The organism is Streptomyces sp. NPDC085481, assembly GCF_044541845.1.
Taxonomy (GTDB): Bacteria; Actinomycetota; Actinomycetes; order Streptomycetales; family Streptomycetaceae; genus Streptomyces.
The window spans coordinates 21723-46989 of sequence record NZ_JBITTJ010000007.1 but is presented as its reverse complement, the minus strand read 5'-3'; the positions used below and the strand labels follow the sequence as shown (position 1 = coordinate 46989).

At 72.2% G+C, this 25267-nt stretch carries 28 protein-coding genes and 1 riboswitch; of the genes, 16 read left to right on the top strand and 12 right to left on the bottom strand.

All coding sequences use genetic code 11. From position 1 onward, the window contains the following. Positions 1 to 25 precede the first annotated feature (25 nt). From ACIGEZ_RS16760 to ACIGEZ_RS16750, 3 genes are all read left to right on the top strand, one after another. Positions 26 to 442 carry an STAS domain-containing protein gene (locus ACIGEZ_RS16760; protein WP_399831572.1) on the top strand — a complete coding sequence of 139 codons (417 nt, stop codon included), beginning with the start codon at positions 26 to 28 and terminating at the stop codon, positions 440 to 442. 43 nt (positions 443 to 485) lie between these two features. Further along, on the top strand, positions 486 to 857 hold the full coding sequence (locus ACIGEZ_RS16755; protein WP_399831570.1) for an STAS domain-containing protein: 372 nt from the start codon (positions 486 to 488) through the stop codon (positions 855 to 857). 82 nt (positions 858 to 939) lie between these two features. Next, a complete protein-coding gene (locus ACIGEZ_RS16750; RefSeq protein ID WP_399831568.1) occupies positions 940 to 1410 on the top strand; it encodes an ATP-binding protein in 471 nt (156 codons plus the stop codon). Here the strand turns inward: ACIGEZ_RS16750 and ACIGEZ_RS16745 are convergent. Beyond that, positions 1355 to 2239 (bottom strand): SigB/SigF/SigG family RNA polymerase sigma factor, encoded by an 885-nt coding sequence (locus tag ACIGEZ_RS16745; protein ID WP_399831566.1) that lies wholly within the window; start codon positions 2237 to 2239, stop codon positions 1355 to 1357. The two genes, ACIGEZ_RS16750 and ACIGEZ_RS16745, sit on opposite strands and share 56 nt — an antisense overlap. A gap of 149 nt (positions 2240 to 2388) precedes the next feature. On the opposite strand from ACIGEZ_RS16745, the gene ACIGEZ_RS16740 reads away from it, so the two are divergent. Continuing rightward, positions 2389 to 2853, top strand: a complete 465-nt coding sequence (locus ACIGEZ_RS16740; protein WP_399831564.1) for an ATP-binding protein — start codon at positions 2389 to 2391, stop codon at positions 2851 to 2853. A 52-nt stretch (positions 2854 to 2905) separates the two neighbouring features. Then, positions 2906 to 5857 (top strand): HAMP domain-containing protein, encoded by a 2952-nt coding sequence (locus tag ACIGEZ_RS16735; RefSeq protein WP_399831562.1) that lies wholly within the window; start codon positions 2906 to 2908, stop codon positions 5855 to 5857. A 7-nt stretch (positions 5858 to 5864) separates the two neighbouring features. Here the strand turns inward: ACIGEZ_RS16735 and ACIGEZ_RS16730 are convergent, their stop codons facing one another. Continuing rightward, positions 5865 to 8231 carry a SpoIIE family protein phosphatase gene (locus ACIGEZ_RS16730; protein WP_399831560.1) on the bottom strand — a complete coding sequence of 789 codons (2367 nt, stop codon included), beginning with the start codon at positions 8229 to 8231 and terminating at the stop codon, positions 5865 to 5867. Between the two features lie 137 nt (positions 8232 to 8368). On the opposite strand from ACIGEZ_RS16730, the gene ACIGEZ_RS16725 reads away from it, so the two are divergent. Further along, positions 8369 to 8734 carry a hypothetical protein gene (locus ACIGEZ_RS16725; RefSeq protein WP_399831558.1) on the top strand — a complete coding sequence of 122 codons (366 nt, stop codon included), beginning with the start codon at positions 8369 to 8371 and terminating at the stop codon, positions 8732 to 8734. Between the two features lie 106 nt (positions 8735 to 8840). Here the strand turns inward: ACIGEZ_RS16725 and ACIGEZ_RS16720 are convergent, their stop codons facing one another. The 8 genes from ACIGEZ_RS16720 to ACIGEZ_RS16685 form a co-directional block, all read right to left on the bottom strand. Then, positions 8841 to 9074 (bottom strand): DUF6253 family protein, encoded by a 234-nt coding sequence (locus ACIGEZ_RS16720; protein ID WP_399832129.1) that lies wholly within the window; start codon positions 9072 to 9074, stop codon positions 8841 to 8843. A 5-nt stretch (positions 9075 to 9079) separates the two neighbouring features. Further along, entirely contained in the window at positions 9080 to 9889 is an 810-nt protein-coding gene (locus ACIGEZ_RS16715; protein ID WP_399831556.1) for a maleate cis-trans isomerase, read from the bottom strand. Positions 9890 to 9901: 12 nt separating this feature from the next. Beyond that, the gene (locus ACIGEZ_RS16710) at positions 9902 to 10624 is read right to left on the bottom strand and encodes a transglutaminase family protein (RefSeq protein ID WP_399831554.1); all 723 of its coding nucleotides are present in this window, start codon (positions 10622 to 10624) and stop codon (positions 9902 to 9904) included. An 18-nt stretch (positions 10625 to 10642) separates the two neighbouring features. Next, complete coding sequence (locus ACIGEZ_RS16705) at positions 10643 to 11794, bottom strand: acyl-CoA dehydrogenase family protein (protein ID WP_399831552.1); 1152 nt, start codon at positions 11792 to 11794, stop codon at positions 10643 to 10645. Between the two features lie 88 nt (positions 11795 to 11882). Beyond that, a complete protein-coding gene (locus tag ACIGEZ_RS16700) occupies positions 11883 to 12257 on the bottom strand; it encodes an ectoine synthase (protein WP_382549117.1) in 375 nt (124 codons plus the stop codon). 29 nt (positions 12258 to 12286) lie between these two features. Next, on the bottom strand, positions 12287 to 12559 hold the full coding sequence (locus ACIGEZ_RS16695) for an acyl carrier protein (RefSeq protein WP_399831550.1): 273 nt from the start codon (positions 12557 to 12559) through the stop codon (positions 12287 to 12289). After that, a complete protein-coding gene (locus ACIGEZ_RS16690; protein WP_399831548.1) occupies positions 12556 to 14025 on the bottom strand; it encodes an AMP-binding protein in 1470 nt (489 codons plus the stop codon). The genes ACIGEZ_RS16695 and ACIGEZ_RS16690 overlap by 4 nt, the downstream gene beginning before the upstream one ends. A 295-nt stretch (positions 14026 to 14320) precedes the next feature. Then, on the bottom strand, positions 14321 to 14776 hold the full coding sequence (locus tag ACIGEZ_RS16685) for a MarR family winged helix-turn-helix transcriptional regulator (RefSeq protein WP_399831546.1): 456 nt from the start codon (positions 14774 to 14776) through the stop codon (positions 14321 to 14323). Positions 14777 to 14905: 129 nt separating this feature from the next. Between ACIGEZ_RS16685 and ACIGEZ_RS16680 the strand changes: the two genes are divergently transcribed. From ACIGEZ_RS16680 to ACIGEZ_RS16645, 8 genes are all read left to right on the top strand, one after another. Continuing rightward, the gene (locus ACIGEZ_RS16680) at positions 14906 to 15319 is read left to right on the top strand and encodes a DMT family transporter (protein ID WP_399831543.1); all 414 of its coding nucleotides are present in this window, start codon (positions 14906 to 14908) and stop codon (positions 15317 to 15319) included. A gap of 69 nt (positions 15320 to 15388) precedes the next feature. Next, positions 15389 to 15706 carry a DMT family transporter gene (locus tag ACIGEZ_RS16675; RefSeq protein ID WP_399831541.1) on the top strand — a complete coding sequence of 106 codons (318 nt, stop codon included), beginning with the start codon at positions 15389 to 15391 and terminating at the stop codon, positions 15704 to 15706. Between the two features lie 10 nt (positions 15707 to 15716). After that, positions 15717 to 16205: a nucleoside deaminase gene (locus ACIGEZ_RS16670; protein WP_399831539.1), complete on the top strand. Its 489-nt coding sequence runs from the start codon at positions 15717 to 15719 to the stop codon at positions 16203 to 16205. Then, complete coding sequence (locus tag ACIGEZ_RS16665; protein ID WP_399831537.1) at positions 16202 to 16864, top strand: DsbA family protein; 663 nt, start codon at positions 16202 to 16204, stop codon at positions 16862 to 16864. The genes ACIGEZ_RS16670 and ACIGEZ_RS16665 overlap by 4 nt, the downstream gene beginning before the upstream one ends. Before the next feature lie 136 nt (positions 16865 to 17000). After that, complete coding sequence (locus ACIGEZ_RS16660; protein ID WP_399831535.1) at positions 17001 to 17954, top strand: pseudouridine-5'-phosphate glycosidase; 954 nt, start codon at positions 17001 to 17003, stop codon at positions 17952 to 17954. Continuing rightward, complete coding sequence (locus ACIGEZ_RS16655; protein WP_399831533.1) at positions 17951 to 18646, top strand: HAD family hydrolase; 696 nt, start codon at positions 17951 to 17953, stop codon at positions 18644 to 18646. The genes ACIGEZ_RS16660 and ACIGEZ_RS16655 overlap by 4 nt, the downstream gene beginning before the upstream one ends. Positions 18647 to 18666: 20 nt before the next feature. Continuing rightward, positions 18667 to 20055 carry an MFS transporter gene (locus tag ACIGEZ_RS16650; RefSeq protein ID WP_399831531.1) on the top strand — a complete coding sequence of 463 codons (1389 nt, stop codon included), beginning with the start codon at positions 18667 to 18669 and terminating at the stop codon, positions 20053 to 20055. Then, positions 20052 to 20825, top strand: coding sequence for a hypothetical protein (locus tag ACIGEZ_RS16645; protein WP_399831529.1), 774 nt, complete (start codon positions 20052 to 20054; stop codon positions 20823 to 20825). The genes ACIGEZ_RS16650 and ACIGEZ_RS16645 overlap by 4 nt, the downstream gene beginning before the upstream one ends. Positions 20826 to 20944: 119 nt before the next feature. Here ACIGEZ_RS16645 and ACIGEZ_RS16640 read toward each other — a convergent pair whose 3' ends face one another. Further along, complete coding sequence (locus ACIGEZ_RS16640; RefSeq protein WP_399831527.1) at positions 20945 to 21568, bottom strand: phosphoribosylanthranilate isomerase; 624 nt, start codon at positions 21566 to 21568, stop codon at positions 20945 to 20947. 128 nt (positions 21569 to 21696) lie between these two features. Beyond that, a complete protein-coding gene (locus ACIGEZ_RS16635; protein ID WP_399831525.1) occupies positions 21697 to 22821 on the bottom strand; it encodes a hypothetical protein in 1125 nt (374 codons plus the stop codon). Between the two features lie 284 nt (positions 22822 to 23105). On the opposite strand from ACIGEZ_RS16635, the gene ACIGEZ_RS16630 reads away from it, so the two are divergent. Further along, positions 23106 to 23489 (top strand): SAV_915 family protein, encoded by a 384-nt coding sequence (locus tag ACIGEZ_RS16630; RefSeq protein WP_399831523.1) that lies wholly within the window; start codon positions 23106 to 23108, stop codon positions 23487 to 23489. Positions 23490 to 23503: 14 nt separating this feature from the next. Further along, a complete protein-coding gene (gene lysA, locus ACIGEZ_RS16625; RefSeq protein WP_399832127.1) occupies positions 23504 to 24838 on the top strand; it encodes a diaminopimelate decarboxylase in 1335 nt (444 codons plus the stop codon). A gap of 97 nt (positions 24839 to 24935) precedes the next feature. After that, positions 24936 to 25141: riboswitch (cobalamin riboswitch) on the top strand. Positions 25142 to 25267 lie beyond the last annotated feature (126 nt).

Sequence of the window (25267 nt, the reverse complement as noted above, 5' to 3'; positions counted from 1 at the left end):
CGGCAGCCCGGAAGGGAGCGCCGTGATGATCGAGAGCAACGGTCCGGGTCCGGGCGCCCGCGAGATGTCGCCGCCCTACCCGGAGCAGCGCACCTACCGGGCACCGGCGGGCACCGCCTGGGTGGTCCGCGAGCCCTCGCCCGCGCCCGGCACCGTCATGCTGTCGGCGACCGGCGAGTTCGACGTCGACACGGTGAGCTGTCTGCGCAGGGCGCTCGCCGATGCCCGGCACGAGGGCTCGCGCCGTACCGTCCTGGACATCTCGCAGGTCGGCTTCGGCGACTCGTCGTTCCTGCACGAGCTGGTGACCGCCCATTTCGCCGGCGAACGCTTCGTCCTGGCCGGCCCGGTCCCCCGGCAGCTGCGCCAGCTGTTCGCGCTGACCGGGACGCTGCGGCTGTTCACCATCGTCCGGGATCGCCGCAACCTGGGCTTCGCCTGATCATGGGGGTACCGGTGGACGAGGGAAGGAAACAGGCGGCGCCATGGGAGCTGAGGAGCTAGTGGAGCGGCTCGGCGTCCGGGTCGGCCCCGGGCCGCGGCCGGACACCGTGGTGCTCACGGTGTCGGGCGAGCTCGACCACGACACGGCGGCCCCGCTGAAGGACGCCCTGACCGAGCACGAAGGGGCCGCACGGATCGTCGTCGACTGCGCGGGGCTGCGCTTCTGCGACTCGACCGGCCTGAACGTGCTGCTGAGGGCGCGGCTGCGGATGGCGGAGGACGGGGGGCGGCTTGATCTGGCCGGACTGCACCCGCCGGTGGACCGGATGTTCGAGATCACGGGGGCGCGGACGGTGTTCCGGGTGTACGACGACGCCGCCGACGCACTCGCCGACGGACACCCGGACGCATAGCCGATTGGCCGTACGCTCACAGCCGTAGACGCGAAGGCCGTACGCTCGGCCGCACGGTGGCCGCGCGGGCGGCGGAGGGACGATGACGAGCAAGGACGCCGAAGCCCAGGTCAGGCGCCTGGTACTGGACGGCACGGGCGGTGCGGTGACCCGCTGTCGTGACTTCACCGCGGTGGCGCTGGCCGACTGGGGCTGGTTGCCCGCGCGGAGCGAGGAGGCCCGGGAGCGCGCGGACGACGTGCTGCTGCTGGTCTCCGAGGTCGTCACCAACGCCTGTCTGCACGCCGGCGGACCCCAGGAGCTGGTGCTGCGGCACGCGCACGGGCAGCTGCGGGTGGAGGTGTCCGACGCGAACCCCGAGCATCCCAAGGCCGGCGCCCCGCGATCGCCCGCGCTGCCCGGTGGTCACGGGCTGATGGTGCTCGGCCGGCTTGCCGGCGCCTGGGGCTCGGAGCCGAAACCCGACGGCTCCCCGGGCAAGGTGGTGTGGCTGGAGGTCAGCCGGCCGTCCCGTTCGCCGTGGCTGCGGCGTCGTCCAGGAGACCCGCTCTGAGCTCGCCGAGGATCCGGTTGAGCAGGCGGGAGATGTGCATCTGGGAGAGGCCGAGCCGCTCGCCGATCTGGGCCTGGGTGAGTTCCTCGCCGAAGCGCAGGGACAGGATCTCGCGGTCCCGCGCGTCCAGGCGGGCGATGAGCGGTTTCAGCGACTCGAAGTCCTCGATGAGCTCGTACGAGGCCTCCGCCTCGGCGAGGTGCCGCAGATAGGTGCGCGGGGGCTCGGTGTCGTCCGCGAGGGCGCCCTCGAGGGAGCGGGCGGTGTAGCCGCGGGCCGCGAGTTCGCCCTCGGCCACGCGGTCCTCCGGCACGTGCAGCTGCTCCGCGAGTTCGGCGCGGGTGGGGCGGTGGCCGAGCCGCTGTTCGAGCAGGTCGACCGACCTGGCCATGTCGATGCGCAGCTCCTGGAGCCGCCGGGGGACCCGTACGGCCCAGCTGGTGTCACGGAAGAACCGCTTCATCTCGCCGACCACGGTCGGCAGCGCGAAGGCCGAGAACTCGATGCCACGCGAGGCGTCGAAGCGGTCGATCGCCTTGATGAGGCCGATCGTGCCGACCTGGACGATGTCCTCGGCCGGCTCGGCGCGGTTCCTGAACCGGCGGGCGGCGAACTTCACGAGGCTGAGGTTGAGCTCGACCAGGGTGTTGCGGACGTAGGCGTACTCGGGCGTGCCCTCCTCGAGCTCCCGCAGCCGGGCGAGGAGCGCGGCGGACAGCGTCTGGGCCTCGTCCGTGGAGACCTGGGTCGGCCGGTCGATCTCGGGCAGCCCGTCCAGCGCCGCACGGCGCATCGCGGCCCCCGGGGAACGGATCTCGGACGTGTACATGAGGCTGAGGCTCCTTCGACGGTGGCGATGGGCCTGCGCCGCGCTCAAGGGGCATGCGGCGCGGTCCGTCGGTCGAGCGTCCTGAGGGAAGGATTCCCGCCCCGGGTGCGTTTGACACGGCTCGCGGCGGAAAGGCGCAGCATATGGCCATGCGAGAGGAGCTGGCGACCACCGGCTCGTTGCTGTACGAGCTCACGGACGGCCCGGGAGTGGTGACGGAGTGCCGCGACGTCACGCGCAGGGCGCTGCGGGAGTGGTTCGGCGATGCGGGCGGGCCGGAGCAGGAGGCCGCGGAGGACGCCCTGCTGCTGGTCTCGGAGGTCGTCACCAACGCGTACACGCACGGCGGTGTCCCGTACGAGCTGCGGCTCGACCGGCGCGAGGGGGCGCTGTGGGTCCAGGTCAGCGACACCAGCCCGGTACGCCCCCGCCCGCACGGCCGCCACCATGCGAACCGCCCCTCTGGGCACGGCCTCTATCTGCTCCAGCGGCTGGCGGCCCGCTGGGGCTCGGTGCCCCGGGGCCGCGCGGGCAAGACGGTGTGGTTCGAGGTGCGGGTGCGCCCGGAGGGCCCCGCGAGGCCGAGTCGGGCTGATCCGGAGGACACGGCCTAGAGTGGATGCGTGGGGCGCCCGTCCGGTCGGGCCCCTTCCCGCGAGGTCCCTCATGGCAGAGCGCAGCACAGCGGCCCGGAGCGCCGGTGAATCGCCCGGCGAGGACGGTCTCCGGCGCTTGCTCGCCGGTCTCACCGCCGTCCGGGACGGGGATCTCTCGGTGCGGCTCGCCGAGGGATCCGACGGCGTCCTGGGCGAGATCGCGGCCGTCTACAACGACACGGTCGACCGGCTCTCCCTGCTGACCTCGGAGGTCACCCGCGTCGCCGGCGAGGTGGGCGGCCAGGGGCTGCTCGGCGGCCGGGTGCGCCAGCCGCGGGCGAGCGGCGTGTGGCGCGAGCTGACCACGGGCGTGAACACCATGGCCGACAACCTCACCTCCCAGGTGCGCTCCATCGCCCAGGTCGCCACGGCCGTGGCCCGCGGCGACCTCACGCAGAAGATCCGGGTGGACGCGCGCGGCGAGATCCTCGAGCTGAAGGAGACCATCAACACGATGGTCGACCGGCTCTCGTCGTTCGCCGAGGAGGTCACCCGGGTGGCCCGCGAGGTCGGTACGGAGGGCAAGCTCGGCGGCCAGGCCAGGGTCGGCGGGGTCTCCGGCACCTGGAAGGACCTCACGGACAACGTCAACTCCATGGCCGACAACCTGACCAACCAGGTCCGCAACATCGCCCAGGTCACCACATCCGTCGCGCAGGGCGACCTGACCAGCCGGATCGACGTGTCGGCCCGGGGCGAGATCCTGGAGCTCAAGACCACCATCAACACCATGGTCGACCAGCTGTCCTCGTTCGCGGCCGAGGTGACCCGGGTGGCCCGCGAGGTGGGCACGGAGGGGAAGCTCGGCGGCCAGGCGGAGGTCGAGGGCGTCTCGGGCACCTGGATGCGGCTCACCGAGAACGTCAACGAGCTGGCCGGCAACCTGACCCGACAGGTCCGGGCCATCGCGAAGGTCACCAGCGCCGTCGCCGAGGGCGACCTCACCCGTTCCATCACCGTCGACGCCCCCGGCGAGGTCGGCGAGCTGCGCGACAACATCAACGCGATGGTCGAGTCGCTGCGCGCCACCACCCGGGCCAACGAGGAGCAGGACTGGCTGCAGACGAACCTCGCCCGGATCACCGCGCTGCTGCAGGGCACCCGCTCCCTGCCGGAGATCGCCGAGCTCACCATGGCCGAGGTGCCCCCGCTGGTCTCGGCGCAGTACGGGGCCTTCCTCGTCGCCGAGGAGGACGCGCAGGACGGGCCTGTGCTCGTCGTGGCCGCCTCGTACGGGCTGCCGGTCGGCACGGATCCGCCGCGCCGGTTCCGGGTCGGCGAGGGGCTCGTGGGGCAGGCCGCCCACGACCGTCGCACCCTGCTCGTCGATCCGGTGCCCGAGGGGTACGCGACGGTCTCCTCGGCCGTCGGCTCCGGCGAGCCCGCCGCCCTGGTCGTACTGCCGATCGTGGTCGAGGACCAGGTGCTCGGCGCCGTCGAACTCGCCTCCCTGCGGCCCTTCACCGCGCTGCACCGCGATTTCCTCGACCGGTTCGTCACGAGCGCCGGCGCCGTCCTCAGCTCCCTGGTGGCCAACCTCCGCACCGACGAGCTGCTCGCCCAGTCGCGCAGCCTCGCCGACGAACTGCGCTCGCGCACCCAGGAGTTGCAGGCCCGGCAGCGCGAACTCCAGCGCTCCAACGCCGAACTGCAGGAGCAGGCCGCCCTGCTCGCCGAGCGCAACAAGGACATCGAGTCGAAGAACCGGGTCATCGAGCAGGCCCGGCAGGAGCTGGAGACCCGGGCCCAGCAGCTGTCACGGACCTCGATGTACAAGTCCGAGTTCCTGGCCAACATGAGCCACGAGCTGCGCACCCCGCTCAACAGCCTGCTCATCCTGGCCCGGCTGCTCGCCCAGAACCCCGAGGGCAACCTCACCGAGAAGCAGGTCGACTACGCGGAGGTCATCCACTCGGCGGGCTCCGACCTGCTCCAGCTGATCAACGACATCCTCGACCTGTCCAAGGTGGAGGCGGGCAAGATGGAGGTGCGGCGCGAGCCGTTCGCGCTGTCCCAGCTCCTGGAGTACCTGGGGACGACCTTCGGGCCGGTCGCCGACGAGCGGGGCCTCGACTTCACCGTCACGGTGGCCCCCGACGTACCCGAGTACCTCACCACCGACGAGGCCCGGCTGCGCCAGGTGCTGCGCAACCTGCTGTCCAACGCGCTGAAGTTCACCGAGGAGGGCCGGGTCTCGCTCACCGTCGAGCACACGCCCGCCGACGAGATCCCCGCGGCGCTGCGCGACGGCCGGCCGGTGCTGGCCTTCCGCGTCGCCGACACCGGGGTCGGCATCCCCGCCGACCGCCTGCGGCACATCTTCGACGCCTTCCAGCAGGGCGACGGCACCACCTCCCGTGAGTACGGCGGGACCGGCCTCGGCCTGTCGATCAGCCGGGAGGTCGCCACCCTCCTCGGCGGCACCGTCGAGGTCGAGAGCACGCCCGGCCGGGGCAGCCGCTTCACCTTCCACCTCCCCGAGCGCGCGGCGCCGGACGAAGCCGCGGACACGGGCCCGCCCGGGGTCGCCGGCGCCCGGGCGGCCGGCGCCCTGGAGGGGGCGGCCGGCGGCGAGCGGGGCACGGTGGCGGAGGGCGCCACCGTGCTCGTCGTGGACGACGACACCCGTAACGTCTTCGCCCTCACCCAGGTACTCCAGACCAACGGTCTGCGGGTGCTGACCGCCGACGGCGGCCGTCGCGCGATCGAGCTGCTGGCCGGGCACGAGGAGGTCCGGCTGGTGCTGATGGACATCATGATGGCCGGGATGGACGGCTACCGGGCGATCGAGGAGATCCGGCGCCTCCCGGGCCGGGCGCACCTGCCGGTCATCGTCGTGACGGCGAAGGCGATGCCCGGCGACCGCTCGCGGGCGTTGGCGGCGGGTGCGGACGACTACCTCGCGAAACCGGTGGACGAGGCGGAGCTGATGGTCAGGATCCGGAGCCGGCTGGAGAGGTGACGAGGCGTCAGGCTCCGTCCGCCGTACCGCTGTCGCCCGATTCGCCCACCCGCACGGCGATGATGCTCGTGTCGTCGTCGGTGTCCCCCATCGCCGTGGCGAGGAGGCCGTCCACCAGGATTTCCAGGCCCTCGCGGCCGGCCAGTTGCTCCGCCGCGGAGACCAGCCGGGCGAGCCCCGTGCCCAGGCCGTCGTGGCGCCGCTCGACCAGGCCGTCGGTGTAGAGCAGCAGGGTGTCGCCCGGCCGCAGTTGCGTCCGCCGTTCCTCGTACGCGTACGAGGGCACCGCCCCCAGCAGGATGTCCTGCGGCGGTTCCAGGAGTCGCGCCCGGCCGTCCCGGACGAGCAGCATCGGCAGGTGGCCCGCGCTCGACCAGACGAGGCCGCCGTCCTCGGGGTCGTACAGCGCGCACACGGCCGTCGCGGTGGCCCCGCCGCCGGTGCGCAGGGTGACGTCGTTGAGCCAGCCCATGAGCTGCCGGGGCGACCGGCCGGTGAAGGCGAGGGCCCGCTGGGCGTTGCGCAGGGTGACCATGCCCGTGACAGTGTCGATGCCGTGCCCGGCGATGTCGCCGACGGCCAGCAGGACCTTGCCACCGGGGAGCGGGAGGACGTCGTACCAGTCGCCGCCGACCTGGTACTCCTCGGCGGCCGGCCGGTAGCGGGCGGCGACCGCGAGGCCGCCGGGCAGCTCCCGCAGGGCCGTGACCTCGGGCACGATCGCCTGCTGGAGCTGGAGGGCGAGCTGGTGGCGGGTCTCGGCCTGGGTGCGGACCGCGTTGAGGTGGTCGAAGGTCGCCGTCAGGGCGAGCTCGGTGCGCCGGGTCGCCGACACGTCCTGGTACACGCCGACGAAGCCGGTGACGGTCTCCCCTTCGAGCAGCGGTTCCGCCGCCACCCGCACATGGCGGACCGACCCGTCGGAGAGCACGATCCGCAGCACCGTCTGGGCGCCCGACCTGCGTTCGGTCAGCGCCCTGAGCAGCTGGGTCAGGGCCTCGCCGTCCTCGCGGTGGATCCGCCCGCGGAGCGCGAGCAGGGGCAGCGGCGCCTCGTCGCGGGACATCCCGAACATGCCGTACGCCTGCTCCGACCACACCGTGTCGCCGCCGGTCAGGCTGTCCTGGAAGGTGGCGACGCTCTGCAGCCGGGAGACCGCGCGGCCGGTCGCGAGGCCGGGGTCGGAGACGGTGTGCCACAGGAGCACGGTCCGGTCCTCCCCGGCGGGGACGACCCGCACGTCCAGGAGCGGGCCGGGCGCCGCACCGGGCTGCACCGCCGCGGGGAGCCGGGCGGCGCGCTGGGGGTGGCGGGTGTGGCGGGCCCTGCGGACCAGCCGGGCCAGCTCGCCGTGGACCAGCGGGAAGGCCCGGGGCAGCGAACGGTCATCGGCGGGGAGCACGCCGCCGAGTGCCGCGGCGGCCTCCTCGTTGGCGTGCTCCAGGAGGGGGGCGCCGGTCGTGGGGCTGGTGCGCAGCAGGGCCGCGGGGTGGGCGAGGCCGTCGAGGAGGTCCACCAGGACCGGGGTGGCCGGCTGGTCCTGGTCCGGCCGGTCGAGGACGGCGACGGCCACGTCCATCAGCCCGGCGACGGCCCGCCGCACCGGCCCGTCGAGCTCCGCCGGTCCCGGCCAGCCCACCAGCGCGACGCCGACCGTCGTGCCGCGCCGGCGCAGCGGCAGCACCGCCCGCGCGGCGCCGGGCCCGGCCCCGGGCAGCTCGATGGCGTCGTCCTGGTCCTGCGCGGCTCCCGGTGGCCGGGGGGCGTCGGCCCGGCCGGGCCCCGCCCCCGGCGCGGCTTCGGTGCCGTTGAGCCATACGGGGGCGTTGTCGGCCAGGGCGGCGCGCAGCGGGCCCGGGGCGGCCGGCGGGATCCACTGCCAGGCCGCCGCCTCCGTCGCCCCGACCCCGGCGTGCCCGGCGAGCCGCAGGCCTCCGGACTCGGCGCACCGCCACAGCCACAGGCTGTCCGCGCCGAGCGGTGCGAGCCCGCCTTCCAGGAGCGTGCGCGCCCCTTCCCCGACGCTGTCGGCGGTCTCGGCCGCCGCCGCGGCACGGCGCAGCCCGCGGGCCAGTGGGGGTGGGAGGTCGTCCGGGACGGCGAGCGGGTCTGCGGGCGCGCCGACGGCGTTCAGGACGTCCGCCGCGAGGTCCTGCGCCGACAGTCCGGTCGCCGCCGCGAGGGCCTGGAGGTGCTCGCTCGCGTCGACCGTGGACAGGCCCAGCTGGGCGGCGAGGACGCCGGTGGCGAGGTCGGTCAGGTGCCGGCGGGCGAGCTCGGCGCGCAGCCGCCGGTTCTCTGCGGCGAGACCGGCGAACCCGGACTCCGCCCAGGTGCCGCCGGACGCCCGCTCGGGTCCTGCCGAACCGGTCAAATCGACCTCCCGTGCCCTCTCGGAGTCTACGCGCGGACGCCCCGGAAGCCACCGGGACCGCGGCTCTCGCCCGGCTCACCCGGGCGACCCAGACTGCGCGGAGAGCGTGACGCGGGAATCGGGGGAAGGAGCGGCACGTGAACTGGATCTGGGTGATCCTCATCCTGTTCTGGACCGGCGGCTTCGCATGGGCGGCCGACAACGTCCGTACGGCGCTGAAGCACCGGCACGAACGCAGGATGGAGCTGCTGGAGGCGGCGAAGCAGGAGCGGCTGGCCCTGGAGGCGGCCACCAGGTCGCCCGAGCCGGTGTGCGGGTGCACGCACCATCTGGCCAAGCACGACAAGCAGGGCCGCTGCCACGAGCGGGTCGAGGTGCCGACGGCCTGGGACGAGAACAGGAAGCCGGTGCGGTACGAGGCGGGTCAGTGCAACTGCCAGCAGTACGTGGGACCGCAGCCGCTGTCGCAGGTCTACGCGGAGGAACTGACCGACCTGGCCTGATCCCGACGTGGTGCGGCCCGCCCTCTCCCCCACTGCGGTGGAGGAGAGGGCGGGCCTTCTGGCAGGTACGGGACCTTTGCACCGACCCCGTCACCGGGGACCGTACCTACCGGCTCGCGAGCTGCCTGCCGAGTGCCGACTCGGCGGCGTTGCAGGAGCAGTCGGGCCTGGGCGCGTAGCGGGTGAAGCCGGGGAGCTCCTCGGCCCGGCGCAGACCGCCCTTGTGGAGGGTCACTCCGTAGACGTTCGGGCCGTCCTCGCGCCAGCACACCAGTGGGGTGCGGTAGACGTCGCCCTCGGGGGTGGTGAACACGGCGACGTAGCCGTCGGCGGGCAGCATGCGGCTCACGCTTCCTTCGGGACGGCGTGGAAGAGACGGCCGTAGTCGGTGATCGACTGCGCGGTCCTGGCGGCGCCCGCGAGGTGGAGGGCGTGCCACAGGACGACCTGGTTGGCGGTCAGGACGTGGAAGCCGAGCTCGCTCTCCAGGCCCTTGATGGTGCCGACGGCGCGGATGCCGTTTCCGGCGACGAGGATCGCCTCGGGCTCGGCGTCGGCGACGGTGGTGCGGATCCACTCCGACAGGTTCTGCGGGGTGATGGCCGTCTGCTCGGAGGGGAGTCCGACGGGGCCGTGGTGGACGACGGTGAGGCCCTGGGACTCGAAGTACTCCTGGCCCTGCGTGGACAGCTTGTCGTCGAACCAGGGCGGGTTGACGATCGCGATCCGCTGCGCGCCGAGCGCGCGGAAGCCGGCGACGGCGGCCCTGGCGGTGCCGGTGATCGGGATGCCGCGGGTGACCGGGGCGAGCCGCTCGTAGAGGGCCTGCTCGCCGTCAGCGCCAAGGACGTACGAGGAGCTGGTGAAGCCGAGCACGAGTGCGTGCAGCGGCGAGTCGGCCAGGAGCTTGACGGCGTTGTCGACGGCCGGGGGCTCGACGAACGCCGCGATGGGGTCCTGGGGGATCTTCTCCGCGACCATGTGTCCGCCGGGCAGCATGCCGCCGAAGTCGATGCGGGAGGCGTGGACCGACACCGACGCGGGGGCGACGGCCCGGAGTTCGGCCTCGGGGCCGACGTCGGCCGAGGGGACGACGACGCCGATACGGGTGGTGGCGTCCCAGCCGTCGGCCGGCGAGGTGATGCTGCTGCTCATGCTCACGTGTCCTTATCTGCCGGCGGTCGAGTCGGTGGCGGGGGCGTCGGTGGAGTCGGCCTCGGCGGCCAGCGAGCCGCCCTTGACGGTGCCGGTGCCCTCACCGCTGAGGAAGTTGGGGTGCTTGGCCCGCATGGTGGAGATGACGAAGTCGTACGGGACGTCGTCGTAGGAGCCGTGGTCCTTGAGGAACTCCATGGCGCCCTTGCCGTCCTGGCCCGCGTACGGGTGGTAGAGGGAGTCGGCGGTGCCGTCGAACTCCAGGGCCTCCATGCCGTACAGCCGGCAGAGCAGCTTGTTGAAGACCGGGGTGGCCTTCACCCACTGGCCGTCCAGGTAGACCTGGGTGAGGCCGTGGAAGAACACGTCGCCGCCGATGTGGGCGATCAGCCGCGGGCTGGCGAGGTGGTTGCGCACGTCGCCGTACACCAGCTTGGACGGAATGCCGAGCGCGCGGACGGCCGCGGCGTAGACGACCGACTTGTGCAGGCAGAAGCCCTGGCCGGCCTTGAGGATGGAGGAGGCCCGCAGTCCCTCGGGGCTGAGGTCGGTGTCGTAGACCTCGTAGTCGAGGCCGTCACGGACGGCGTAGTAGAGCTTCACGGCGTTCTCGCGCCGGTCGGCGGCCCGGTCCTTGACGACGGAGTCCACGAAGTTCTGGACCTCGTCGGACTCGTGGTCGAGGAAGTCCGTGGGCTTGGTCAGGGTGTGCAGTTCGTCGAGGGCGATGCTCATGTCGGGAGAGCTCCTAGCTCAGAGTCCGAGGAGGGCGGCCATGCGGTTGCGCTGGATCTCGCTGCTGCCCGAGTAGATGGTTCCGGCGATGGAGTTGCGCAGGTCTCGCTCGATGCCGAACTCCGTGAGGACGCCGCGGCCGCCGTGGATCTGGACGGCCTCCAGGGCGGTCTTCACGTTGGCCTCGGAGACGACGATCTTGGTGGAGGCCAGGTCGAGCGAGATGTCCTCGCCGCGCTCGGCCTTGGCCCCGGTGTCGGCGAGCCACTTCGCGGCCGTCTCGACGGCGATCCGCATGTCGACGATCTTGTGGCTGATGGCCTGGTAGTTCGCGATGGGCTGCCCGAACTGGGTGCGCTCCTTGGCGAAGCGGGTGACGGTGTCGAGGCGGTGGCGCATCTCGCCGAGGGTGATGGAGAAAGCGTAGAGGATCTCGCGCTTCATCACGTAGTCCAGGACGAGGAAGCCGCCGCCCTCCGCGCCGACCCGCTGGGTCACCGGGACGCGCAGCCGGTCGAAGGTGAGCCGGCCGATCGGGGACGTGCGCAGGCCCAGCTTGTCCATGGGCTCGCCGATCTCCAGACCGGGGGTGTCGCGTTCGACGAGCAGGCAGGTCAGGCCGAAGGGGCCGGGCTTGCCGGTGCGCACGTACAGCAGGAAGAGGTCGGCGACCGGCGCGTTGGTGATGAACATCTTGCCGCCGTCGATCACGTAGTGGTCGTCCTCGCGGACGGCGACGGTGGCGATGTTCATGGCGTCGGAGCCGCCGGACTCCTCGGTGATGGCGTGCGCGGTGACGGCCTCGCCGGACAGGATGCGCGGCAGGTAGCGGGCCTTCAGCTCGGCGGAGCCGAACTTCTCCAGGGGCGTGGCCAGGGACACGATCTGCGTCGAGGTGGAGAACGCGATCCCGGCGTCGCGGCAGTGGTAGCCGAGGCCCTGCAGGGCCGTCATGGTCTCGGTGAAGCTGCGACCGGCGCCGCCGTGCTCCTCCTTGAAGGGGGTGCGCAGGATTCCGCTGTCCCTGATCGCCTGCCATTTGGTACGGGAGAACACGGCGCCGGCGTCCAGTTCCGCGAGGTCGGCGTTGAGGACGGAGGCATAGGGGGCGACGAGGTCGGTGAGCGGGCCGTCCCGGTCGGTCAGGGGCGGCAGTACTTCGGCGGTCACGGTCTTCCTTCCTGGTGCGGGCAGGCGGGCGGGCCCGGCCGGGCCGTGCTCGGGGTGGGTGCGGCCCGGCCGGGACCGTGGGTGCGGCTCAGTACTGGGAGAAGCCGTCCTCGGAGAGTCTGTGCTTCTCCTCGCCCGTCAGCGGCGGGTTGAAGACCGAGATGAGGTGCAGGTCCTCGTGCTCGGAGGCTATGAGGTAGTGCGGGTCGTGCTCGTCGAGGACGTAGATCGTGCCCTCGGTGATCTTGAAGACGGTGCCGTCCTTGTGCACGACCGCGCCCGAGCCTGCGATGCAGTAGCAGGCCTCGAGGTGGTTGCGGTACTGGAGGGCGGAGTTGGTGCCCTTGCGTACCAGGGTCTTGCAGACGGTGAAGCCCATCTTGTCGGCCTCGGTCAGCAGGCGGTGGCTGGTGCCGTTGCCCCACTCGACCGGCGTGACGTCCTCGAGCGTGCGAGTGAACATGGCGTGACTCCTCTGGGAGAAGGGACTGTTCAGTGGGAGGTGTTGTCGCGGATCGTCTTCGTGATCGCGTCGATCGTGCGGAAGTTGTCCGGCCCGATCTCGATGTCGTCGACGGGCACGCCGTAGGTGGTGGCGATGTACTGGATGAGCTTCACCAGGCCCAGCGAGTCGACCACACCGGACTCGATCAACTCGTAGTCGCCGGGCAGGTCTTCCGCGGTGACTTCCTCGCCCTTGAGGTAGGTGTCGAGCAAGTGGGCGCGGATCTCTCCGGCGATGTCACGGGTGGGTGCGGCGGTCATGCGCTTGTCTCCTCCTTGATCTTGTTGCGGTCCGGCTTGCCGGTCGACGTGCGCGGCAGGGGGATCTCGCTGATGCGAACGCTGGACGGGATGGCGTGGCGGGGCAGGTTCTGGCCCGCGTACGAGCGGATCTTCAGGGAGTTGAGGCCGGCTCCGGCCCGCTTGGTGATGCGGGCGTGCAGGCGCACTCCCGCTTCGACGTCCGGGAGCGCGACGACGGCCGCCTCCTCGACGTCGGGGTGCTGCGCGAGGACGGCCTCGACCTCCTGGAGGTTGGTGCGCACGCCGCGCACCTTGACCTGCCAGTCGGAACGTCCTTCGAGGACGTAGCGGCCCTCGGCGTCCCGGGTGACGATGTCGCCGGTCCGGTAGAAGGTCCGGCCGTCGCGGTCGATGAACACGTCGGGGTTCAGCGACTGCTGGAGGTAGCCCTGGGTCTGGAAGGGCGTGCGGACGACGAGTTCGCCGGTGCCGGGGCCGGTCAGCGGCCGGCCGTCGTCGTCGAGGACGTCGGCCTCGACTCCGGCCAGCGGGCGGCCGATGGGGACGACCCCTTCGGCGGTGCCGGGGTCGACGGGGTGGATGAAGCTGTCGTTGGTCTCCGTGCACCCGTACACGTTGTGGAAACGTGCAAGAGGAAACGATTCTTCGGCACGCTTCAGGAGATCCAGGGGTGTCTTGTCCCCGGTGAAGACGGCCTCGCGCACCTTTCCGAAGCGCCCCTCGGAGCCCTCTGCGCCTTCGGTCAGGAGGCGGTAGAGCAGCGGGACGCCCTGGACGAAGGTGACCTCACCCTCGGAGACCAGGCTCTTCAGGTGGGGGGCGTCGGTGGCCTTCTCGCGGTCGACGAGGACCACCCGGGCTCCGGCACCGAGGAAGGTCCACACATCGAGCAGGGCCAGGTCGAAGTTGAGCGGAGCGTAGGACAGGGAGCTGTCCTCGGCGGTGATCCGGAACTCTTCCGTCGCCCACGCGGCGAAGGCGTCGAAGGCGTCGGTGCCGATCGGCACCAGTTTGGGGGTGCCGGTGGACCCGGAGGTGGTCAGCAACAGCCGGGTCGTGTCGGTCGTGGGCCGGGCGAAGCCCTCCGCGGCACTCTCGTCCGCGGGTACGGGCCGGATGTCGAGGCCGCCCCCGGCGGTGACCGAGAGCTTCGCCGAGACCCGCGCCTGGCGGCAGATCCGGTCGAGGGCGTCGTCGCCGAGTTCGACGGAAGGGGCGAGGACGATCAGGGGCTCGGTGAACGCGGCGAGCATCAGGGCGATGGTCGCCGGGTCCTTCCGGGCCGGTATGCACACCGGCCGGCCGGCCGGGAGTTCAGCGGCCTTGAGCTGCCGCGACAAGTGCGACACCTGGTCGGCCAGTTCACCGTAGGTCACCTGCTCCTGGTTGAGTACGAGAGCCGTTAAAGACGGTCGCCGCCCGGCGTGTGCGGCGATGTTCTGGGCAAGGCTGGGCGATGGCACGTTTCCCCCGCATGGTCTGGAAAAGACTGGGCCAAGCACCGTTCGATTCATGTTCGAACCGATCTGCGCCGAACCAGACACTACCGAAGTTCCATGCAGGGTCAAGCATATACCGACCGGTCGCGTTGTGACCTAGGTCACCACTTGTACATGCAACTAACAACCTACGTCAAGATCATTAAAGGCGTGCTGCGGCCGCGTGAACGCAAAAAGGCCGCGCCCTTCCGTCTCCGGCGGATGGAGACGGTGAGGAGGCGACGGCCGTGGGGACGGGGGTGTGCTGGGTGGAGCGGAATTACACGGGGCGGGCGCTGCGCAGCGAGGCCACCGTGGCCGCGAGCGCAGGGTCCGCCCCCTGGGAGTTGAGGGCCCCGGAGAGGACCTCGGCGTAGGTGGCGCGGGCGGCCACATAGCGGTCCCGGCCCTCGTCGGTGATCACCGCGTAGACCCCGCGCTTGTCCGAGGGACACAGGTCCTTGAAGGCGTAACCAGCTCCTTTGAGCCGCTCGACGAGACGCGTGACCGAGGACTGCCCCAGGCCGATCTTGTCGGCGAGCTCCTGCATGCGGAGCTCGCTCGTGGGCGAGGCGGAGAGGTTCTCCAGGGCGCGGTACTCCGACAGACCGATGCCGTGCCGGCGCTGGAGCGCGTTGGCGAGCTCCCGCTCCACACGGGCGTGCAGGGTGAGCACCCGGTCCCAGACGGCCTGGTCCGAGGTGGGTGCGGGTGCCGTGGTGGTGGCGTTGTTCATGTACCTCTCCTCTGAAGGGGGTTTGACAACAGGTTATATGACCATGCAAGATCCGAGCTAACCCCGTGCGAACTTAGGCCCTTCATGGTCCTATAGAACTTGCACGCACAAACAACAATGGAGGCTCTAGTGTCCGCCGAAGAGACACAGAAGAACCAGAACATCGGCTGGGCCTGGCTGCTGTTCTCGTCTCTGTTCGAGATCACCTTCGCCCTCTCCACCGAGGCCACCCACGCCTTCACCCGCCTCGGCCCCTCGCTGCTGACGGCCGCTGCCGCCGCCTGCGGCATCTTCACGCTGTCGCAGGCACTCAAGTACGTCGACGTCGGCGTCGGCTACACCGTCTGGGCCGGCATCGGCGGTGTCGGCACAGTCATCTTCGGCACCCTGATCTACGACGAGCCCATGACCGTCTGGAAGGTCCTGGCCTTCGTCCTGATCATCGGCGGTGGCACCGCGCTGCGGATCACCGACAAGATCGCCGCGAACAAGAAGGTCGCCGAGGAGCGCGTCGCCGAAGAGCGCGCCAAGGCCACGGTCTGACCTCCCTCCCCGGTCCGACCCCTCTCCCCCTCCCCCTCCCCCTTCCACCAGTAGAGAGAGCCGCTTCCCATGACCTGGGTCTTCCTCGGTATCGCCATCGTCTTCGAGATCCTCTTCGCGCTCGGCACCAACGCCACGAAGGGCTTCACCCGCCTGTGGCCCAGCGTGCTCACCCTGCTCGCCGCGGCCGGCGGCATCTACACCCTGTCCCGCGCCCTGCTCGACCTGGACGTCTCGGTCGGCTACACGATCTGGACCGGCATCGGCGGCGTCGGCACCGTGATCTTCGGCGCCATCATCTTCAAGGAGAAGATCACCCTCGCCCGGCTGCTGTCCTTCGCGTCCATCATCGGCGGCGCGATCATCCTGCGTGTGACCTCCGTCTGAGGTCCGTGCCATGACGACCGCAGCCAAGGACCACCTGACCAAGCAGGTGGAAGAAGCAGTCCGGATCAGCCGCGAACACGTCGCCGCCGGCGGCATCCCCTTCTCCGGCATCGTGGTCCGCCACGACGGCCGGGTCCTGGGGACCGGTTTCAACCGCGTGCGCGAGGACCGCGACGCCTCCGCCCACGCGGAGGTGGTCGCCCTGCGCAACGCCACCAAGCAGCACGGCGCGTTCGCCGTCCACGGGGCGACCCTGATCGCCTCCGGCGAGCCGTGCGCCCTGTGTTACCAGGTCGCCCTCTACTTCGGTGTCGAGCACATCGTGTACGCCGCCGACCGCGGGACCGCGGCCCAGTACGGCTTCGACTACGCCGGCTCGTACCGCATCTACCGCGCCGACCCGACCGAGTGGGGCATCAAGACCACTCACCTGCCGGTCGAGGGGCACGAGGTGCCGTTCCAGGAGTACCTGGCCAACCGAAGGAGCGTCCACCAGTGAGCACCGACAAGGTGAAGATCAAGGTCTGGTCCGACTACGTGTGCCCCTTCTGCATGCTGGCGGAGGGACCGCTGGAGGAGGCCGTCGAGGGCCTCGACGTCGAGATCGAGTGGATGCCGTTCGAGCTGCGCGCCGAGCCCAAGCCCACCCTCCGCCCGGAGGACCCCTACCTGCCCGAGATCTGGAAGCGCGCCGTCTACCCGATGGCCCGTCGCCTGGGCGTGGACATCACCCTGCCCACGGTCTCGCCGCAGCCCTACACCCGACTGGCCTTCGAGGGCTGGCAGTTCGCGCTCGAGCACGGCCTGGGCGACGCCTACAACCACCGCATGTTCCAGGCCTTCTTCCAGGAGAACCAGGACCTCGGACAGCTGGACGTACTGGTGGCCCTCGCGGAGGAGATCGGCCTCGACGGGCCGACGTACCGCAAGGCCCTCGAGGACGGCACGTACTACGAGCGCCACCAGGACGCCCTGCGGGAGGCCGAAGCCCACCGTGTCCAGGCCGTCCCGACGATCCTCGTCGGCGACACCCGTCTGGAGGGCGTACCGAGCACGGCGCAGCTGCGCAGGGCGGTGCTCGACGAGCAGGCCAGGCTCGCCGAGTCGGTCACGCTCGACGGCGTCGTCTGTCGCGCCGACGGAAGCGGCTGCAACTGACCCGCGGCAACGGCACCACCTGCTCTACCCGTTCCACCCGCTTCACCAGCTCCACCAGCTCCACCAGCTCCACCAGCTCCACCAGCTCCACCAGAAGGACAGCACAGCACAGCACACGCAACACAAGGGGACACTCGTGACTACCTCCTCGCACTACCGTGCGCCTGCATTCGACCCGACTCTGCTCGCACTCGGCGAGGAGGTGTCGGAGGCCCTGGACAGCGGCAGACCCGTCGTGGCTCTGGAATCCTCCGTCCTGTCCGGCTTCCCGCACCCCGACAACCTGGCCCTGGCCCAGGAGATGGACGCCGGAATCCGCGCCCAGGGCGCCGTCCCCGCCCGGATCGCCCTGCTGGACGGCAAGCTCCTCGTCGGCATGGACGACGAGGTGCTCCAGCGGTTCTGCTCGTACGGGAAGGTGCCGAAGGTCTCCCTTCGCGACATCGGTCTCACCCTGGCCGGCGGCGGCGCCGGCGGCACCACCGTCTCGTCGTCGCTCCTGGCCGCCGAACTGGCCGGGATCCGCGTCTTCGCCGTCGCCGGCATCGGCGGCGTCCACCGTGACGCCCCCGCCAGCTACGACATCTCGACCGACCTCGTCCAGTTCACCCGCTCGCGGACCGCGGTCGTGTGCGCCGGGGCGAAGTCGATGCTGCACCCCCAGTGGACCCTCGAGTGGCTGGAGACCGCGGGCATCCCCGTCATCGGCTACCGCTGCGACGACTTCCCCGCCTACTTCTCCGTCTCCAGCGGCGTGCGCAACCCGCACCGCCTGGACGACCTGGGCGACATCGCCCGCGCCACCTGGGCCCACTGGCGGTCCGGCAACGACACCAGCGTCCTCGTCACCCACCCGATCGCCGAGGACGACGGCATCCCCTCCCAGGAGGTCGCCGACGCACTCGCCGCGGCCACCGAGCGTGCCGCGCGCGAAGGCGTCACCGGCCCGGCCGTCACCCCGTACCTCCTGAAGGCCATCGCCGAGGCCACCGAGGGCCGCACCGCCGCCGCCAACCGGTCGGTGCTCAAGTCGACCACCGCGCTGGCCGCCGAGTTCGCCGGCCACCTGGCCAAGGAGGCCGCGGCATGAGCGCCGTTCTCTTCGACCTGGACGGCACCCTGCTCGACACGCCGTCCGCCATCGCCGACACCCTGCACGCCACCCTCGCCGAACGGGGCCGCAGCGCTTCCGACGACCGGGTGCGGGCCACCATCGGCCGGCCACTGGCCGCCTCCTTCGCCCAGTTGACGGAGCTTCCGGAGGACCACGCCGAGGTGCAGGCCGCCGTCAGCCTCTTCCGCCACCTGTTCCGCGAGCAGGCCGTGCCGCGCGCCCGCGAGCTGGTCTTCCCCGGCGTGCCCGAACTCCTCGACCGGCTGCGCGGCGAGGGCCACCGGATCGCCATCGTCACCAGCAAGATCCGGCCCAGCGCGGAGGAACTCCTCAGGCCCGCCGGGCTCTACGACCTGTTCCACACCGTCGTCTGCCACGGCATGGCGGACCGCGGCAAGCCCCACCCCGACCTCGCGCTCCTGGCCGCCGAGCGGCTCGGCCTGGGCCCGGAGGCCTGCGTGGTGGTCGGGGACGCCGTCGACGACATGCGGATGGCCCGCTCGGCCGGCATGCGCGCCGTCGGCGTCACGTACGGCGTCGCCGGCGAGGAGGCCCTCAACGAGGCGGGGGCGCACACCATCGCCCACTCGGTCGGCGCCCTCGACGAGATCCTCGGCACGCTGCCCGCGGCGAGTACGCCCGCTCCGAGCCTGCCCGCTCCCAAGTAGACCCGTAGAGACCAGGGGACATGACAGCCACACTCACCTCCACCGGAAAGCGGAGCGTCACCGGCAGCCTGCTGACCATCTCCGCCGCGCAGTTCCTGATCGCGCTGGACTTCTCGGTCATCTTCGTCGCGATGCCGAGCATGAGCTCCGACCTGCACCTGTCCGGCTCGGCCATGCAGTGGGTGGTCAGCGCCTACAGCGTGTTCTTCGCCGGCTTCCTCATCGTCGGCGGCCGGCTCGCCGACCGGCTCGGCCCGCGCACCCTGTTCGTCGCCGCGCTCGCCCTGTTCGGCCTGGCCTCCCTCGCCGGCGGCCTCGCGTCCGGCGCTGTGGTACTGCTGCTCGCCCGCGCCGCCCAGGGCATCGCCGCCGCCACCCTGCAGCCCTCCATCCTCGCCCTGTTGAACACCAGCTTCGAGGCCGGCCGGGAGCGCACCCGCGCCATGGCGGTGTGGGGCACGGTAGGAGCCAGCGGACTCGCCGCGGGCGTCGTCGTGGGCGGTCTGCTGACCACCCTGTCCTGGCGCTGGACCTTCTTCATCAACCTGCCGTTCGCGCTCGTCTGCATCCTGGCGGCGCCCCGCTTCCTCGCCCAGGCTGACGTCCGCACGGCCAAGCCGCTCAACGTGCTCAGCGCCATCGTGTGCACGGCCACCGTCCTCGCCTCGGTCTTCGGGCTGACCCTCGCCGCGGGCGAGGGCTGGGGAGCGGCCTCCACCCTGATCGCCTTCGCCGCGGCCGTGATCTGCCTCGCCGTGTTCGTGGTGCGGGAGCGCACCAGCGCGGTGCCGCTGATCGAGCGGTCCCTGCGCGGCACCCGCACCCTGCTCGTCGGCTGCGGGGCGACGGCCCTCTACATGGCCAGCGTCGCCGGTGTGGAGTTCTACATGGTGACGCTGTTCCTCCAGGAGAACCGCGACATGGCACCGCTCGCCGCGGGCATCGCCTTCCTGCCGCTCGCGGTGTGCATCACCCTCGGCAACATGATCGCCGGAAAGATCATCCCCAAGGTCGGGGTAGGCGTGAGCACGCCGCTGGCCTTCGCGGTCGGCGCGGCCGGCCTGGTGCTGCTCGCCCTGGGCGTCCACCAGACCTCGTACTGGACCGGCATGCTGCCCGGCCTGATCGTCTCGGGCCTGGGCCACGGCATGATCTACACCTCGATGTTCGTCGGGGGCACCCGTGACGTCGAGGACGCCAACCAGGGTGTCGCGGGCGCCCTGATGACGACCAGTCAGTACGCGGGCGGAGCGCTCGGCGTCGCCGTCCTCGTCATCCTGCTCGGCGACCAGCCGGCCGACTCCCGCTTCCTGCCCGGCTTCCTGCTCGCCGCGGCCATCGCCGCCGTCGGCGCGCTGTGGGGCTGGCGGGGCTTCGCGGGCCTGCGCGGAAAGGACTCCGCCGCATGACCCGCCTGGGGATCCTGGTCATCCACAACGACCCCGTACCGGAGACGGAGATCTGGCGGACGGCGCCCGAGGGCACCAGCGTCCACACGGCCCGCTTCGAGTGCCCGCGGCTCGACGACAGCGAGTACACGGGAAGCACGGCGAAGCTGCTCGCGGACGCGCCCGACGTCCGGCGCTCGCTCGACTTCCTCGGCCGCCTCGAAGTCGACCGGATCGCCTTCTGCTTCGGCTCCCCCAGCTTCTTCGGCGGCGACGGCTTCGACGCCGAGTTCGCCGAGGCGGCGCTCGCACACTCCCACGGCACGCCCGTCTACACCTCGGGCCAGGCTCTCACCGAGGCCCTGGCGGCCTTGGACGTGCGGCGCCCGCTGGTGGTGATGCCGCCCTGGTTCACCCCGCCGACGCACCGCGCCGCGGAGGCGTACCTGACGGCGCACGGCGTCGAGGAGGTGTTCGTCCACCCCTTCGAGCTCGGCCCCGAGTGGGCGCACATCGCGCCGTACAACGCCTTTGACGAGGGCGCCCGTTGGGCGATCGACGCCGAGGAGGTGCGCCGGCAGGCCGTCGCCGCGTTCGAGGCGACCGGCGGGCGGGCGGACGGGGTCCTGGTGCCCGGCAGCGGCTTCCGCAGCCAGTCACTGGTGCCCGTCCTGGAGGCGGCCCTCGACGTGCCCGTCGTCACCGCCAACCAGTCCGTGCTGTGGTACGGCCTGCGCGCGGCGGGCGAGCGGGGGGACGACCGGCACGGCCGTCTCTTCCGGGCGGGCTGACCCCCGTACCACCCCGAGTTCCGTGCCCCGGTGCGCCGTCCCCCGCCACCGGGGCACGGTCATGCCCTCAGCCGGGTCGTGCCGTCCAGCCGCGTCCCCCACCTCACAGGGCGATGCACCTAGGGGATGTCAACCGCCGCGGCGTCCTTCGCTGCGGCGACGAAGGCGCGGATCCGGTCGTGGTCCTTCACCCCCGGGGCGGACTCGACGCCGCTGGAGACGTCGACGCCCCACGGGCGGGCCTGCCCGATCGCCTCGGCGACGTTCTCGGGGCCGAGGCCGCCGGCCAGCAGCCAGGTGCCCTCGGGGCGGGCGGTGTCGAGCAGGGACAGGTCCCACCGGGAGCCGGACCCGGCGCGCGGCGAGTCGAGCAGCAGCATGTCCTCGCCGAAGGCGCCGACGCGGGTGTCGGGCTTCTCGCTCAGGGACGTGGCCCGCCACAGGCGGGGGAAGACGCGGGCGGCCTCGTCGAAGTCGGCCCGGGTGTACGAGGCCCCGTGGAGCTGCAGCGCGTCGACGCCGAGCTCGCGGGCGGCGCGGGCGGCGTCGGCGGCGGCGGTGTCGTTGACGACGAGCACCGACCGCACGCGGGCGGGCACGTGGGCGGCGAGCAGCACCGCCCGGTCCCAGTCGAGGCCGCGGACGCTGGTCCGGCTGATCACCAGGCCGACGGCGTCCGCCCCGGCCTCGGCGGCCACGTCGATGTCGGCGGTCGTGGCGAGCCCGCACACCTTGACGAACACTGCTTCTCCTCTTCCTGGGCGGCGCGCCGAGCCTACTGAGCCGGGCCCGCCCGGGTCGACCTCGGCGGCCCGTCCGGCCCCGATCCGCCGGACGGACAGGCCCACGGACGGCCGCTCGGTCGGACGGATCACGCCCCCTCGGCCTCCTCGCCCACGCGCTGGTCGGACGCGTAGGGGTGGACGTAGCGGTCCTCGCCGAAGGGGGTGAACCAGGGCGCACCCGCCTCGTCTCCGTCCTCCGGCGTCCCGGCCGGCTCGGCAGCGTCGGCCGGCCGGGCGGTCTCGCCCGTCTCGTCGTAGAGTCGCTCGAACTCCACGCCCTCGAAGACCCCCGCCGCGAAGCACTCCAGGGCGGTCGCGACCTCGTCGTCGAGGAGGCCGTACAGGTCGAGGGTGACGTGCGCCTGCTCCAGGAGGAACTTCAGCACGAGCTCGTCGGCGAGGCAGCCGAGCCGCCGGAAACCGCCGTCGGTGAAGCGGGTGGTGAGGGCGACGGCGGTCACCAGGAAGCGGCGGGCGAAGAGTTCGTCGTACGTCGCCGCGTACCGCGCCGGGAGCTGGTCCAGGTGCCAGAGCTGGCCCTCGCACCCGGCGACGGTGGAGTCCTCCTCGGCGAGGACCAGGACGTCGTCGTACAGCTCGTCGATGAGGACCTCGGTGGCGTACACCAGGGCACCTGCGGCCAGTTCGGCGCTGGCGGGCCGCACCCCCCGCTCGTCCGCGGGCTCGTCGACCCCGAACGCCTCAGGCCCGAAGGAGCGCAGCCGTACGGCCATGGCCCGGATCTCGCCCTCGGGATCCTGCGCCTCCTCCGCGAGCTCGAACGGCTCGTCGGCCGGCTGCCGGGCGAGCTGGGCCCGCCGTGCCTGCGGGTCACTGGGCGGCGCGTCCGGCCCGTCGGCGGCGGCCAGGCTCTCGTGCGCGAGGTCGGTGTGCAGCTTGACCTCGCTGCTCTCCACCACCCACTCGGCCAGCACCTCGGTGCGCTCGAGCACCTCCTGCGCCACGGAGCCGACCGCGTCCTCCGCCACCTCCAGGGAAGGCGCCTCGACGAACACCTTGAGCACCGCGCCGCGGGAGTGGGCCCCCACGACGACATCGAGCACATCCACCTCCACCCCGTCGGGGCCCTCGACCCCGGCCACGGAGTCGAACCCCCGTTCCAACAGCGCGACGACTCCCACCCTGCGCAGCTCGTCCAGCTGGGGAGCGCCGTCCGGTATGCACGTTTCCACGGTCACGACGTACGTCACGACGGCAAGCGTGCCAGGTCGGCCCGCCCGGTTCCGGGTGATCGCGAAATCACCCGGGGAGGCGACGGGAACAGGCCGGTCCGCCGCCCTGCGCAACACCCGTGGAGACGCGGCACGGCGACCACGACCCGCAGGTCGTGCGGCTCGTTCCCCGAGCGAGCGAATCGCGTCAAGTCCCCGTCAGGAGGGCGTCAGAGGAGCTCCGGACCGGCGGGCGGCGGGCATAGCTTCGGGGACGGCCCTGGCGCGAACGGTGCCGGGGCGCACGTTCCTGGGGAGGAACCATGAACCACGCCCGGTACGGAGACGATCCCGAGCCCTCTGAACAGGTGCCGGCCGGACGACTGTGCGTCCCCGTCCGGCCGGTCGCCCACGGCTGCGCGGCCCGCCTCTTCCGCACCCCCGTCGGCGCCCGCACGGCGGTCGCCTTCACCACACCGGCACGCCTCCGGTCGGTCCTGGGCGCCGACCAGCCCTGGACACCCCTCGCCGAGCCGGCGCTGCGCGCCCTCGTGGCCCCGCTGGGCATCGAGACGCTGACCGTCGACCCGGCCCTGACGGCGCCGGCGCTCGCCGCGCCGCCGCTCGCGGCACCGGTCTCCGGCCGCCACCCGGTCCGGGCCGCAGGGCCGGCCGGCCGGCCCTTGACCGCGACGCTCGCGCGGTGACGGGGGCCGCCGGGATGACCGTCACGCCGCTGCGCCCGGTCGCCGCCCCCGCGGGCGACCTGTCCGTCTGGCCCGCGTCCACCGCCGAGGGGCCGAACGGCCGGGTCTTCGTCGGCGGGGTGCCGCTGGACGAGGTCGCCCAGAGCCACGGCACCCCCGTCTACGTCCTCGACGAGGCCGAGGTCCGCGACCGCTGCCGCACCTACCGCGACGCCTTCCCCGAGGCCGAGGTCCACTACGCGGCCAAGGCGTTCCTGTGCCGCGCGCTGGTCCACTGGGTCGAGGAGGAGGGCCTGGGTCTGGACGTCTGCTCCGCGGGCGAGCTGGAGCTGGCCGTCACCACCGGCTTCCCGGCCGAGCGGATCCTGCTGCACGGCAACGCCAAGTCCCCGGAGGACCTGCGGACAGCGCTGCGCCTCGGGGTGGGCCGGATCGTCATCGACAGCCCCGCGGAGATCGCCCGGATCGCCGCCGCCGTGGGCCCGAAGGGCCGGCAGAAGGTGATGCTGCGGGTCACCCCCGGCATCAGCGCGGGCGGCCACGCCAAGATCCGCACGGGTTCGGACGACCAGAAGTTCGGTCTCTCCCTGCGGGACGGCCACGCCCAGCACGCCATCGCCCGGATCCTCGACCAGCCGCAGCTGCAACTCACCGGTCTGCACTGCCACCTGGGCTCGCAGATCACCGACGTCAAGCCCTATCTGGTCGCGGTGCGCCGGCTGGTCGGCCTGATGGCCCGCACCCGGGACGCCCACGGGGTCGTGCTGCCCGAGCTCGACCTCGGCGGCGGCCACGGCATCGCGTACCGGCCGGGCGACCCCGCGCTCGACCTGACCGCGCTCGCCCGCCGGGTCCGCGCCGAGCTGATCGAGAGCTGCGCGGGCGCCGGACTGCCCGTACCGCGGCTGATCGTGGAGCCGGGGCGGGCCGTGACCGGTCCGGCCGGAGTCGCCGTCTACCGGGTCCTCGCGGTGAAGACCACCCCCGAGCGGGTCTTCGTCGCCGTGGACGGCGGGATGAGCGACAACCCGCGCCCGGCGCTGTACGGGGTGAGGTACGTGCCGCGGCTGATCGGCCGCCCCTCGGCCGCCGGGCCGCTGCGGGCGACGGTCGTGGGACGCCACTGCGAGGCCGGTGACGTCCTCGCCGAGGACGTCAGCCTCCCCGCGGACATCCACCCGGGCGACCTGCTCGCCCTGCCGGTGGCCGGCGCGTACCACCTGTCGATGGCCTCCTCTTACAACCTGGTCGGCCGCCCGCCGGTCGTCGCCGTCTCGGCGGGCACGAGCCGGCTCCTCGTCCGCAGGGAGTCCCTGGCCGACCTGCGCGCCCGCGACATCGGCCTGTGACGCCCGCCCCACCACCCGACCCGAGTCCGCCCCGCAACCCTCACCCCCGAAACCCCACGCGCCACTCCCACCCGGCGCGTAGGGTGTGCGGTGCAGCTGGTTCGCCCCGTCCTCCAGGCGGGATGCGTCGTAAGAGGGAACCCGGTGAAAATCCGGGACTGCCCCGCAGCGGTGAGCGGGAACGACCGCCGTCACACAGCACTGGACCCGAGACGGGTCCGGGAAGCGACGGCCAGTAGGTGTCCGCCGGTCGACGTCTGCGTCGGCCGGGCCGGGCGTGCTCGCGAGTCCGAAGACCTGCCACTGCCCGTGCGCGACGACCGCGCGCGGAGATTCCGGTGACCTCGAGGGCGGGTCGGCGACGTCGGGCACACCCACCGTGTGTCCCGCGCTCCTTCGCGTCCCCGTGGTCCACCGGGATCCTTCACA